Here is a 12944-nt window from a genome sequence, read left to right on the forward strand (position 1 = left end):
TATCAACAGGCGGCTCTGTGCGTTAAAAATGTTAAGTCTAATTGCTCATTATCATTTTGCGGTAAGCATAAATATCTTCGATGGTTACGACACTCATCCCTTTTCTGTTGGCAAAGTCCACAATTTCAGGAAGTCTTGCCATAGAGCCATCTTCATTCGTCAGTTCACAAAGTACGGCATCGTCACCCAGATTAGCCATTTTTACAAGATCTACACTGCCTTCGGTATGACCACGCCTTTCAAATACACCACCTTTTCTGGCGATCAGGGAAAAACATGGCCAGGACTTGCAATATGCTCTGCCTGTGCATCAGTGGCAACAGCTGTTCTGATCGTAGTGACACGGTCTTTGGCTGAAACACCAGACTCTACGCCTTCCCTGGCTTCAATGGAAATTGTGAATGCGGTTTGATTTTTGAATTGTTGTTTTCCACCATCGGACGGAGGTTGAGGTGGCGGCTTTTTTCCTCAGAAATACATAAGCAGACAATACCGCTGCATTCGCGGATCAGAAGTGCCATGTCCTGTTCTGTAATTGTGGAAGCGGGAAAGATGATATCGCCTTCGTTTTCGCGGTTTTCATCATCTACTAAAAGAATACCTTTTCCCTGTTGTAACGTTGCAAGTGCTTTTTCTACACGTTCTCTGGAGTTTGCTCCGAATTGTTCCAATAATTTTTCCATGTTATTTTACTTTTAAAAGTTAAAATAGTCTTCGGTACATGGAAATGAAATACGATACAATAAGAGCCCATAAGGAATCTTACTGATCATCTCATTTTCTTCTCCCATCCAGACTTTAACTGTCGGTTCCGGAATTTCACCAGATCAGTCCCTTCAAAAGAAAGGAGTCGCGGACTGTAACCGCCGGTAGGGAATTTCACCCTGCCCCGAAGAAAACTTATACTAAGTTTTGCTGTATGTTGTAATTAAATTTTTTATTTCATTGAATAGTATTTAACGCACAGACTGCTAATTTCGGGAAGTTTTTTGAATTAGGGAAAAGAATTGTGTAATTTTTGCCCTTTAAAAAGGATAGCTGAAATTCTTGTATTGTCTGTCAAAGGAGCTTAGATCATGGTCATCATTTTTTCTGTTGAAGATTCCTGTAGATAGATTAATCTCTCCCAGTCCGAAATAATACTTTTCGCTTTCATAAAGTCTTATCTGATAATGTTTCAGAATACCCATCATCATATCAGACTGATAAGACCTTGTTATCTTTTCTTTGTTTGACCAGAAGAAAGAATGATCAGAGTTTATTCCTCCTGTCTTTATCTGAGCATGTTCAAAATCAAGATGGCTCAATATTTCTTCAAATTCACGAATAAAGTTTTGTAATTCCCTTGTATCGTCGATAAGCCATCTTTCTGTCCTTCCAAAAGAAATAAGAATATTGTCATAATAATAAGCTGGTTCCTGGGTAGCACGGGAGAAAATTTCCGGATGCAAATAAAAATATTTTTGATACTGCATTTTATTGTTAATGAAGTTTAGAAAACCGCTATAGTCCTCATCCAGCATGATAGCTCCGTAAAAATAATTCCATTCGTACATTGAAATTTTAATTTTTTCTTTTAATTTTTTCCATTTTCTTTCCTTTTGCCAGCTCATCAATCAGTTTATCCATATAGCGGATATTTCTCATCAGTTCATCTTCAATTTCCTCCACACGATATCCGCAAATGATGCCTTTGATCAGTGAAACATTCGGATTGATCTGAGGAGCTTTTTCGAAAAATGTTTTCAGATCTGTTTTCAGATCTAATATTTCCTGAAGCTCTTTTTCATTATATCCGGTTAGCCAGAATATAATCTCATGAACTTCTTCTTTAGTGCGTCCTTTCCTTTCTGCTTTTTGAACGTAATGTGGATAAACACTTGCAAAAGGCATTGCGAAAATTCGGGTATTCTGCATATTGATTGTTTAATGGCTTTTTAGTCTAATCTTTTTATGACCTGATCAAGTATCCTGTTAAACTCTTCCGGCTTTTCCAGCATAGGATAATGGCCAACGCCTTCAATGGTTACATAATCATAGTTTTTCAGATATTTCCGGTTGTTTTCCAAATGGGTAGGAGAAGCATCTGAATTAATAGCTATAACGGGTACCTGAATCTGTTTTGCAATTGTTTTGAAGTCTGTTTTATATAAAGGCCACAGAGCATTGATTGCCAGTTCAGGATCGTTTTGAAGGAATTCACGCTGTACTCTTTCTTTTACAGCGGGTGGAGTTCCTTCTGCAAATAAAAATTGCGGCAGAAAGTTTTCCACAGTGTATTTGAAGTCCTTTCTGTATTGAGAGAGCACTTCTTCAGCTTGCTGCTCAGTAAATGATTCGTCCAGGTTTTTCAATGTATCTATCAGAATTATAGCTTTTACCGCCGGAATCTGTAAAGAAGCTTCCAGAACATAGGCTCCGGACATGGAATGTCCCACAAGAATTATTTCCTGCGAATGAACAGCATCAGCAACCGCTTTAATATCATCGGCATATCGGGCACTCGTCCATTCTTTTCTGGATGAATCAGATTTTCCGTGTCCTGCAAGGTCTGTTAGTACAATGTGATACCGGCTGGCAAAATATTGCTGCTGATCTGCCCACCACTCTGTGTTGCCGAGCCATCCGTGGATAAAAATTAAAGTTGTATTTCCGTTGCCCGATTCTTTATAATGAATTTTCCGGCCATCTGATGAGATTGTATATTTTTCCATTTCAATGAGTAATTGGTGTACTTTATTTTTAGCCCAATTTACGAAAAGGCTATTAGAAATTCAATGATTTAGATGGTAAAAGCAGCCCTGCATTTAAATACAGGGCTGTGAAATTTATTTTTTATCAGTTGATCTCAGGTTGACTATAATAATGGCATAAGGTGTTCCCAGGAGATCTTTTATTTCACATTTGAAGAAAATAAGATTCTTTAAGAACTGCTGGTGAGAAATTTCAATTCTGTATTCTATTCCTGTCGGCATAGCCCTGGTAGCAAAACCTTCCAGGCTGTCTATTTCATATGTGCCGGTATTTCCCATGAAATTAAGAATTTCCCTTAATGTACAGTTCATGATAAAAACAGAAGGTACGATAGGATAATTTTCAAAATGACCTTTACATTGGTTAGGCGTAAAAGGGTTAAGTAAAACATTAAATGTATGTTCATCTTCTATGGTAATCCTGCCTTCGGGAAGATTTTCATCATAATATTCCACAGGAGCATCATTGAAATAGTCTTTATAAAAAAGTCTGAACGTATCTTTCGCTATAATATGATAATCGAGCTCGAAAGAGTAGAGGGGTTCCCCGGAGTGATGATCTCTCATCAGGAGTGAAGATTTACCTTTTCTTTTGGATTCCAGGAAGCTCTCACAGGTGATGGAGGCGGAATCTGATTTTCTATAGGAAAGTTGCCTTATCCTTACCTTTTCACCCATAAAATAAATCGGGTCTCCGGATGAAGTATTTAAAAGTCTGTAAAGGTTACAGCTACCTAATGATGATAATATCTTTATCAGTTTTGAAAATTTTCATTGCTGAAATCATAATCTGAAATTTCAGCTTCCATCCTGCTTCCGTTATAAATAATTTTTTCAGGAATGGAAATGTACGGTGCAGTTTCCCCGAGATAAGGGATGATGTTTTCTTTGATGTCTGTTGTTGTCATTTGAATGAGGGATTATTAAGTTATTCAATCTGTTTTTATTTGTGGATAACTTTTTCATCATAGTGTTACAATTATTTTTGCGCAGATGTCTGTTAATGATTGTTTAGATTTTATTTAATCGGGAATAATAAACAAGAATCGTTATCATATCTGTAGTTTGTTTTGGTAAATATATCCTTAATTACTTGAATAGAATTGCTTTGTGGTATTTATTTCTTTGTTTGGTGATTTGTTTTTACTGCAATTTATAAAAAAGTATACATAATAAATTATGAATAAATGTTCATTATTCGAATTTGAAAGATGAATATATGAAGATGTAACTGTGGATAACTTATTCACATAACTTATCCACAGACTTTTCTATGCTGAAAATTCTGCAAAAAATAATTTTATTTTTAATTTATTGAATTATAGAATGTTATCGGGGTTATTTTTAATGACTGATAAACTTATCCATAGTTTATCCACAGCGGTACATTGGCATATAAAAAGTTATCCACAGATATTTCAATATGTGGATAACTGTATGTTTGTGATATAAGTAACTTGTATCCAGTTGTTTACCTGGAATCCTGCAGAGGTATGAGATTTAGTTTTCAACTTATCCACAAAACTGTACTCTTTATTACTTGTCTTTATAAATATTCCAGAAGTTAAAATCTGTCATAGGAGCATCTGTTATTCCGATATTTCTTCCCATTGTTACAATCTGTCCTCTGTGGTAGGTGCCGTGAAGAATGGCATGCTGGATATATTCGTACTTGGAAAAGTCACATTGGAACCATTGGGATTCTATCTTTACATTTTTAGAAAGATCCTCTTCAGTCAAGCTTTCCACATAATCTACCAGCTTTTGTGAATTGTTTTTTATAGCATTGAAAACATCCTCTTTGCTGGTAGCTTCTGCTGTTTTGGTAAAATCAAAATCATTATTTTCGGAAATGTGGCTCCACCAGTATTCCTGGGTTTGCCAGATATGATGCAGGGTTTTTAAGATTGTTGGAAAGCTTGAAATGGTTTCCCGGTTCAGCTGTTCGTCTGACTTTGTGGATAGCCAGTCAATATATTTGTTGACCACCCAGTTGTTGTACTGTACACTTTTGCTGACTAATGCTTTTAAGCTCATAATATTATATTTATTGGGTTTGAGAAATGATGCTATAATCCGAAATGCCGGTCCTGATCTGAATTTTCAGGATTGAGGAGTGCTTTGTTGCTGTATGTTGCTCTTTCAAAATCACTGATGTTGACAGAAAGAAAGGAAATTTCAGGCAGCAATTCGGAAAGCCGGCTGGTGATCTGTTTTGAAAGACCAGCTTTTTGATCTGTCGTACGGCCCTGCATGATATAACCGAATACGTGTAAAAAGTCTTTCTTACCTGTACCTAATCTGTAATACTGAAAGGGCTGAAGCCTTACTTTAATATCATTGGGAGCAAACAGACCTGTTGCATCAGCTGCTTCATAAACGGCATCCAGTAATTCATCGGGGGTTCTCTGCCGGAGAATATCCTGTGAACATTCTATAATAAAATGAGGCATAAAATATATTTTGTAGTTTGATTTTGTGTGAGATAAAAATAATAAAAAATAACAATGGATATTAAAAATAAAAACCGTTCTGAAAACAGAACGGTTTGAAAATGTGTATTTTTACTTACAAATGGCAATTTTATGGGTTTGATTTCCTGATGCTGTATCGTGGTTTTACAGCATCGGTCATGTCGAGGACAATATCATAAATTCCATCTTCCGAAATGGGGAAGTCATAGGCATCAAAGGCAATACTTTGATTATCATTATTCAGTCCAAGGCTGTACCCCCAGTCATTATTAAACCTGAATTTCAGATTACCCTTATTCAGTTTATAATTTTTCAGAAAATAAACATCGGGTTTTTAGGATCTGCCTGTAACGGAATATCTTTCCCGTCCCAGCCGTTGGGGGTGGCATTTCCAATAATTCCCCATGTAAGAGTATTGCTGTTTCTTTTGGCTGTTTTTACCGTTCCGTCCCAGAAATGTATAACAGCAGTATCTATTTTTCCATTTTGATCCGGCCTAAAAGTACAGGAAAATTTTTCATCCAATTGAAATGAGGTCCTGCTTTTTGGAAGCAAGGCATTTCTTGGATAGCTGCCTTCTTTAAAGACCAGCTTTCCATCAGCACTTCTGATGTAAAAGTTTGAATTTTCGGTGGAATAAACTCCTTCCAGCTTTTTTAAGTCTTCTGCGCTCACTCTTGCAATAGCAGGAATATCATAAGGCTTATTGTACAGTATTTTTTCCACCAGGGGAAAGATAAAATCTGTGTGCGAAAGTTCTGAATTTGATAGGACAATCACACAAATATCATCCTCCGGAATTCTGTAATATCTGCTCCTGTAACCTGGTCCGCCGCCATCATGACCCACCCGTTTTTTGTCAAAAACAGTCGAAATCTGGAAGCCTAATCCATAATGATCCTTGAGATAAGGCGTAAAAGCTTTATCAGTGCTTTCCTTTTTCAGGAGGGTATAATTCTTTAATGCTTCGTTAAACTTGAAAAGATCTTCCACCGTAGAATACATGGCTCCTGCTGCAAAAGGATGGTCAGTTTTGAAACGTAATGCTTCATTAGATTTATTATCGGATAGAAATTCATAACCCAATGCTTTATTTTTATCTGTCACATTATTAAAGTTGAATCCACTGTGATTCATTTTCAAAGGTTTCAGGATGTTATTTTCTATGACTTGATCATACTCCAGCCCTGTAACTTTCTTAATAATATACCCCAGAATATAATATCCGGAATTGGAGTAATCCCAGTCTTTGCCCGGGGAAAAATTCAAAGGTTTTGCAGAAATAAACTGTAAAAATGTTTCTTCATCTACAGTATCCTCAGAGTTGGTATGATTTTGAATTCCTGATGTATGGGAAAGCAGATGCGCTATAGTAATGCTGTCACCCTTCGGAAAATCAGGATAATATTTGGAGAGTTTGTCGTTCAGAGATAATTTTCCCTGTTCTTCCAATTGAAAAATAACAGCTGCCGTGAACATTTTGGTGGTGGAGAAAACCCGGTAAATGCTGTTATTGGTGTTTTTCTCCTTCTTAGGTGCATTCCTGTAGCCATAGCTGTTTTCAAAAATAATTTTTCCTTTTTCAGCAATCAGAACAGAACCACTGAACAGACCGGCTTTTTCGTACGTTGAGAATAGCTGTTCCAGGTTTTGGGATTTCTGTGAGAAAAGGGAAACAGAAGAGAATAATAAAACGAGGCAGGTTACAATAAACTTCATTTAGCTTTTATAATAAGACACTTTTAGGTGTGATATTGTTACATGCTATTGCAGAAAATATTTTTCGTTGAAGAACAGTTCTGACTTATTGTAATTTAGAACTATTTTTTTCAAATAACTTTGTTTTCTCAAGCCCGAAATTATTAATTCTGACCATTGGAGAATCTATATCCCAGGTTGGAAGATTCAAGGAAAGCTGATCTTCTAATTTTACGATTCCCGGTGTTACATTATGATCAAATTCATAGCTTTTATTACCCGTAATGATTTCAAGCCCGGATTGTTTTCTATCACTGAATGGAGTTGGGACACTGAAAAAATATATTGAAATAATTTCATCCCATTTTATAAATTCAGAGTTATTATTTTGCTTAATATAAAACCCTTTTTCTGTGTATTGAAAAATCCCGTCATATTCATGCTGTCTATCCATTTCCTTTTCAAATGAATCATAATCTTTCTCTTCCGGATAATACAGTTTTGCTACTGAAAATACAAGAACCACAAAACAAATAAAAATAATGGCAAATGTAATTAACAAAAGAATAAATTAATCTTTATTTTCGAAATATTTATCATTGATACTTCCATCAAATTCATTCGAAAGAATATTTCCCAATCTGTATCTGAATTTTGTTTTAAAATTGCCGCTTAAGCGAGGTTCAAACACAGTTGCTATTTCTTTTGGTTTTAAGACGAAAAACTTAATACCTGTTCCACATGTGTATCTTCTGAAACCGTATATTTTTTTCCATTGGTGATTTTTATCGAGGCCTTCAAGTTCTAGTATTATATTATTACCAAAACCGATTAAACGTTCCTTTTCCTCCATATTGTAAATGGTAACAGGAAATCCGTCGTAGTACCTTATAATGAGTGGGATTTCTTTTGACAGCTTTAAACCAGCATTTAAACTGTCTATTTTGGCAAGACGGTCTGCATATGATATTTTTGTGCTATCAATATCAGTTTTAGATAATGGTGTTTTTTGAGATGTATCCACAAAAATACGGAGATCTTTATATTCTCGTTTTTTAAGTTCATCATTGAGAGTATCAAAGTTTTCATATCTATAGTTATGATCCAGTAATTTACTGTATCGATCATTTTCAACATACTCAAGTGAAATATTTTTAACAAAAGGTCCAATGTATTGTACTTCTTTAAAATAGAAGAAATAAACGTTATCTGTTTTTATAGTATTGATACTGTTTACGTTTTTTTGTAAGTGTATTGGGGATATATTATTTCCTGAGACCATATCATGCAGGAAAAAAGAAAGAAGCAAATAATGGTATAGTTTTTCATCAATTAAGAGGTTTTTGTAAGTCGTAAACATTTCCGGTGGAAGACGGTTTTTTATTTAAAACATCTTCCAGGGTCATATAAATGCCTTCAGGAAAATCTCCTTTTTTATGGATGGGTATTCTTTTCCCTGGCCGGTTACTATGCAGGAAATAAAAAGAAGAGAAAATAAAATGTAGGATTTCATGGTTTTGTTTTTTAGGATTGGCTAAATTACAAATAAGTAGAATAGAATAAAAAACAGATTATTTAGTTGAATACATCAACTTTAAAACAAAGGTTCCCCATTCAGATCCGTCGTAAGTACATCACTCATATAATCGAAAAAGGGACGCATGGCAAGCAAGGTAAGTACTGCTTCTTTCTGAAAATTATCTGATAAAACTTCTTTATCAGTAAATTCCCGCATTACCAGGAATTGTTTTTTTCTGATCAGGTCTATAGCCGGATGATTTTTATCAAAACCCCGTGGTGCTGTTTTTACAGCATCACCTTTAAGTTCTCCAAAATATTTGATGAAAGTTGTATCGGAAATAATTTTTTCAATTTCTGTACTGCTGATTTCAAATTCTTTACGGATACGGAGTAAATCTTTGGCTTCCGGACCCCAGAAGCCTCCTCCTACAAAACTGTTTCCCGGCTCCAGCTGAATATAATATCCGCCTCTCAGCATAGGCTTCGAACGGGAATATCCCGCTCCGAAATTGGTTTTATAGGGTGTTTTGTTTTTGGAAAAACGGACGTCATTGTAAATCCTGAAAATATGCATTCCTTTAAGCTGATCATGCTCCTGAAGTTCATGATAGATCTGCGTAAATAAAACTTTATTTTCTTTTACAATGGCATCATATTCAGATTTGTTCTTAGCGAACCATTCCCGGTTGTTATTTTCTTTTAAATGGGTAAGAAATTCAAATGCTTTTTTCATATTCAGATCATGACTTTCCTTCGTTGATATATTCCTGATAATCTTCTTCTAATTTGTCAATTTCTTTGATTAAAAAGTCATAAATGTTTCCTTCAAATACTTCATAATCTTCCTCGTCATATTTGTCATATTCAATTTTTATGATTCCGTTGTCTGTATAGGCTCTGTACAGATTTCCGCTGCGTTTGAAAAATAATTGGCCCAGAGGCTTTTCTTTATATTCAAGAGCTTCGGCATGTTTCTCTTCAAACCCCATCCATGAAGGCATTTCTTCATCCTGCGAAAGCCCGTACACAAAAAAGCCGTACCCGAATTTCCAGGCTGGAAGAACATCAAACTCTTCGGGCCGTTTCCATATTTCTTCTTTAACTTCAAAAAGCAAGGAGCCAAATGTTGTCAGGAAATCCTTAATATCTTCACTGAATGTAAAACCTGTACTTTCTTCATACCTTGTAATCTGTTCTTCGGTGGCCGGATTTGACAGGGAACTCATTACGAGAAAATCATCATTTAATTTTCTTTTCCTGTCCCAGAATTCTTCTTTTGTTGTCATATTTTTTGTTTGGTTTATGTCCTCATCATTGATCAGACCGTTGTGGAAACAAATATAAGGGAAAGTTGGAGGGATAAAAAATGGAGACTTTATTTTTCACGTTTCAAGTCTAATCTTTGTTTCAATTCTTCACTGATCAGGTTGTTTTCTATCAGGTAGCGGCTCATTATTTTCAGGAAATATCGGCATTCCTTTAAGTAATCTTTATCAGGTAAGGGTTTGCCATCGGTTTTCAGATAAGTATTTGCTTTGTTGACGAATACTCCGGAACTTTCGAATTCTTTGCTGATGAATAACGTTCCGATTAAGGATATGTAAGAAACAAATTCATATTCGCCATGATTTCCGGTAAGATATTGAGAAGGCATCTTTTTGTTCATTCCCTGAAAATAGGATATGATTCCGATGTCTTTCAGGTACTTTTCTTTTTCGATAACAAACCAGTCATCCACTATTTCGCCGTCAAAATCCATTTCAAGATCATAATATCCGATGGGTTCTGAATTTCCAAGATACATATCATTTTCCACATATATACCTATTCTTGCTCTGATAATAGGTTCGCTGTATCTCTGTTCAGTCAGATATTGATAGCCGTCAAACAGGAAGGTAATTTCACCGGGTGCGAAACCTCCTATCAGTTCGTCAGGGTCTTCGGAAAGTATTTTGTGAAGCGTGTCAAATGCTTTCTGTCTGAGATCAGATGTCCGGGCTCTGTCTGTTAATAATAATTCAAGTTCCTGAGCAGTCATAGTACGGTTATTAGTTTTCAAATCTAGCTTCCGGTGTTGCAGGCTGGCTAAGTTTTATACTTTCACTGGCCCCATTTCTCTTTATTTTTATCAATCCGGAGATATATCATCAATTTTATGTACGTAAAATATTTTACTTCTTTTCATTCAAATATAAATAGTTTCCGTTAATTAATGATTTAGAAAACCCTTCCATTCTCACCTGTAAGATTGAAGGCATTGGAAATATATATGATTTTCTTTTTGATAATTTGTTGAATGAATTGATGAGCAGTTGTAACTCTTCCTTTGTATAACTGCTGAATGAGTTATAGACGGCATCGTCCATTTTTTCGAGATGAATGCTTTTTATGATTTCGTTCTTCTTGTTTTCATCCCATTTTTCTAATCTGGATGCGAGATTTATTCTGTCAATGCAGTAATTATAGATATAGCTTTTTAATTCGGTGGTCTCCATCAGTTTATCGATTAAAATTTTATTTTCTTCAGTTGGGTAGGCTACCGGAGGTGGTCCAGCCTGAGCAAATGATTGTAAACTAAACAGGAAAATTGAAATGTAAGATAATTTTTTCATGGTTAAATATTATTTGGATTAAGAAATAAATTGTATACTTTGACAGAAAGATTGGTGATGTAAAACTTTCCTGCTAAAAAATTAATGTTCTTGCCATTTAAGCTTGCAAAAAATTCTGACTTATCTTTTGTGTTGATAAACCATGTTGCCTGTCCCCATTCTCCAAAACTTTTATACATAACTTTATAATTGTCATCTTTATACACCAGATCATCGCCTTTAGTAGTTTCTATAAACTGATTACTCTTTGTATCAAGTACATATCTTGTATTATTATTGAGCTGAACATATACATGACCGTCCAGTGCAAACAAATCCAGATAATAGCTATTGGAAAGCTCTTCCGGTAATTTTTCTGAGAATAGTATCTCCCCCTGAAGGTTATATTTTATCAGATACTTTCTTTTATGGCCAAAGTCATACATTTGGGTTTCTTCAAATATTGAATAATAATCATTTTTAAACTTTAACGAAGTTATCATTTCAACTTTTGAAGCGGGTCTGAAAATATTGTTCGTATTGATTTGGATTTGGCGTTCGGTGATATTGAAGGTTTGTCCACTGATATTTAAATGAAGCATCAGGGCTAGAAAAATCACAATTGGATTTATATTTTTCATGCTATTTGTATAATGGCAGTAATGTTGAATATGATCTGATTTATTTAATTCTATTCAGGGTTACTACATTTTGATGGCCACCAATGGCCTCAAAAACTTCATTTTGAGATTGTACATGTGACCATCCTTTGTTGGCAAGCTCTGCTCTGATCTCTTCCTCTGACTTATCTTTAACTGCATGATAAAATGCAAAATCAACAACTTCAGCCGGTACTCTTTCAATGACATATTTCGTAAGTACAGAGGCTAACCTAAAGTAAACAAAAATACCTGTTAACCCAAGCTGTACAATCCATATAATGATCCATCCAATCCATCCTAAATTTATTTTGTTAACTGTAAAGCCGTGTAAAAATCTTATTTTTAGGAAATTCCAAAATCCAATTCTCTCAAGATTATTCGTGTTTAAAATTATTTCATACTGAAAATATTCATTTGAAGCATATGTTAGCACGATCATTCCGCCTAGTAGATATAACAGTTTATTAAAATCAGTATAATTAGAGAATTTAATTAAATATTTCATCACACAAACAAGAGCTGTTGCTACAAGAAACTCAAAAAGACCAATAAAATATAGCCCTTTTATAGAAAGACACGCTACCAGAAATCCAGTAATCAGGGAAATAAATATACCACCAATAACTGGTAGTGTGATAGTAGGAATTTTTGCTGGTGTTGGTTGGGGTAGTGTTTCAGGGATTATATAGTCATCCCAGTTATTTTTCTTTTCTATTTCCTTTTCGAGATCCTTAAGCGCTTGTATATTGAACGTTTTTAAGGTTTCCTGATAAGCATAAATAAATAGTTTAACTCTCTTAGAGTTTTTTCCATTGTCCCATATTTCGTTACCTAAAGATTCGCTTTTTACCAGGACTCCGCCATTTTTATAATTTGCTGTAATAATTTCCGTCCAACGCTCATTTATCCATCCTGTATCTTTATATTTTGCTTCGATACTTTGATCATCTTTATAAACGATATCCCAGCCTAATTTTTCAAATGTTTTTTCTGCAATGGCAATAAAAAGTACTTCGTTGACAAATGTTCTGAATTCTTCTTTATATTTGGGAGTGAAGCCAATACTGTGTTTTCGGGTTAACGTTTTTTCGTAGTTTTTAAAAATATTTTCCATTTGTAGTTTTCATGTATTACTATCGGCTAAAGCTTTTGTGAATAAATTTAAATATAGGAGGAGAATTCTGATGTTGAAGTTTTATTTATCGAATAATACCTTCCATAGAACATGTCTTGCATGCTGGTGTA

At 34.9% G+C, this 12944-nt stretch carries 16 protein-coding genes, 1 pseudogene and 1 riboswitch; all 17 genes and pseudogenes read right to left on the reverse strand.

Annotated features, from left to right (window positions below):
* Positions 1 to 37: 37 nt before the first annotated feature.
* Positions 38 to 683, reverse strand: a pseudogene (gene ribB, locus OWR28_RS05385) (3,4-dihydroxy-2-butanone-4-phosphate synthase).
* Between the two features lie 92 nt (positions 684 to 775).
* Positions 776 to 901: riboswitch (FMN riboswitch) on the reverse strand.
* Positions 902 to 1025: 124 nt separating this feature from the next.
* Positions 1026 to 1556, reverse strand: coding sequence for a hypothetical protein (locus tag OWR28_RS05390; RefSeq protein WP_332385764.1), 531 nt, complete (start codon positions 1554 to 1556; stop codon positions 1026 to 1028).
* Positions 1557 to 1563: 7 nt separating this feature from the next.
* Positions 1564 to 1917, reverse strand: a complete 354-nt coding sequence (locus OWR28_RS05395; protein ID WP_332385765.1) for a DUF2200 domain-containing protein — start codon at positions 1915 to 1917, stop codon at positions 1564 to 1566.
* A 20-nt stretch (positions 1918 to 1937) separates the two neighbouring features.
* Positions 1938 to 2714, reverse strand: coding sequence for an alpha/beta fold hydrolase (locus tag OWR28_RS05400; protein WP_332385766.1), 777 nt, complete (start codon positions 2712 to 2714; stop codon positions 1938 to 1940).
* 114 nt (positions 2715 to 2828) lie between these two features.
* Complete coding sequence (locus OWR28_RS05405; protein ID WP_332385767.1) at positions 2829 to 3431, reverse strand: hypothetical protein; 603 nt, start codon at positions 3429 to 3431, stop codon at positions 2829 to 2831.
* A gap of 77 nt (positions 3432 to 3508) precedes the next feature.
* The gene (locus OWR28_RS05410) at positions 3509 to 3661 is read right to left on the reverse strand and encodes a hypothetical protein (RefSeq protein WP_332385768.1); all 153 of its coding nucleotides are present in this window, start codon (positions 3659 to 3661) and stop codon (positions 3509 to 3511) included.
* Between the two features lie 628 nt (positions 3662 to 4289).
* A complete protein-coding gene (locus OWR28_RS05415) occupies positions 4290 to 4790 on the reverse strand; it encodes a DinB family protein (protein ID WP_332385769.1) in 501 nt (166 codons plus the stop codon).
* Positions 4791 to 4822: 32 nt separating this feature from the next.
* Positions 4823 to 5206 (reverse strand): 5-carboxymethyl-2-hydroxymuconate Delta-isomerase, encoded by a 384-nt coding sequence (locus tag OWR28_RS05420; RefSeq protein WP_332385770.1) that lies wholly within the window; start codon positions 5204 to 5206, stop codon positions 4823 to 4825.
* Between the two features lie 333 nt (positions 5207 to 5539).
* Entirely contained in the window at positions 5540 to 6946 is a 1407-nt protein-coding gene (locus OWR28_RS05425; protein ID WP_332385771.1) for a serine hydrolase, read from the reverse strand.
* 85 nt (positions 6947 to 7031) lie between these two features.
* Positions 7032 to 7487 carry a hypothetical protein gene (locus OWR28_RS05430; RefSeq protein WP_332385772.1) on the reverse strand — a complete coding sequence of 152 codons (456 nt, stop codon included), beginning with the start codon at positions 7485 to 7487 and terminating at the stop codon, positions 7032 to 7034.
* Between the two features lie 9 nt (positions 7488 to 7496).
* The gene (locus OWR28_RS05435; RefSeq protein WP_332385773.1) at positions 7497 to 8285 is read right to left on the reverse strand and encodes a hypothetical protein; all 789 of its coding nucleotides are present in this window, start codon (positions 8283 to 8285) and stop codon (positions 7497 to 7499) included.
* 234 nt (positions 8286 to 8519) lie between these two features.
* On the reverse strand, positions 8520 to 9179 hold the full coding sequence (locus tag OWR28_RS05440) for a DUF2461 domain-containing protein (protein WP_332385774.1): 660 nt from the start codon (positions 9177 to 9179) through the stop codon (positions 8520 to 8522).
* A gap of 7 nt (positions 9180 to 9186) precedes the next feature.
* Positions 9187 to 9732, reverse strand: a complete 546-nt coding sequence (locus OWR28_RS05445) for a hypothetical protein (protein WP_332385775.1) — start codon at positions 9730 to 9732, stop codon at positions 9187 to 9189.
* 89 nt (positions 9733 to 9821) lie between these two features.
* Complete coding sequence (locus tag OWR28_RS05450; RefSeq protein WP_332385776.1) at positions 9822 to 10505, reverse strand: hypothetical protein; 684 nt, start codon at positions 10503 to 10505, stop codon at positions 9822 to 9824.
* A 112-nt stretch (positions 10506 to 10617) separates the two neighbouring features.
* Positions 10618 to 11058 (reverse strand): hypothetical protein, encoded by a 441-nt coding sequence (locus OWR28_RS05455; RefSeq protein ID WP_332385777.1) that lies wholly within the window; start codon positions 11056 to 11058, stop codon positions 10618 to 10620.
* 2 nt (positions 11059 to 11060) lie between these two features.
* On the reverse strand, positions 11061 to 11540 hold the full coding sequence (locus OWR28_RS05460; RefSeq protein ID WP_332385778.1) for a hypothetical protein: 480 nt from the start codon (positions 11538 to 11540) through the stop codon (positions 11061 to 11063).
* A gap of 178 nt (positions 11541 to 11718) precedes the next feature.
* Positions 11719 to 12813, reverse strand: a complete 1095-nt coding sequence (locus OWR28_RS05465) for a hypothetical protein (RefSeq protein ID WP_332385779.1) — start codon at positions 12811 to 12813, stop codon at positions 11719 to 11721.
* Positions 12814 to 12944 lie beyond the last annotated feature (131 nt).

Source organism: Chryseobacterium sp. 1B4 (assembly GCF_036631475.1).
GTDB lineage: Bacteria > Bacteroidota > Bacteroidia > Flavobacteriales > Weeksellaceae > Chryseobacterium.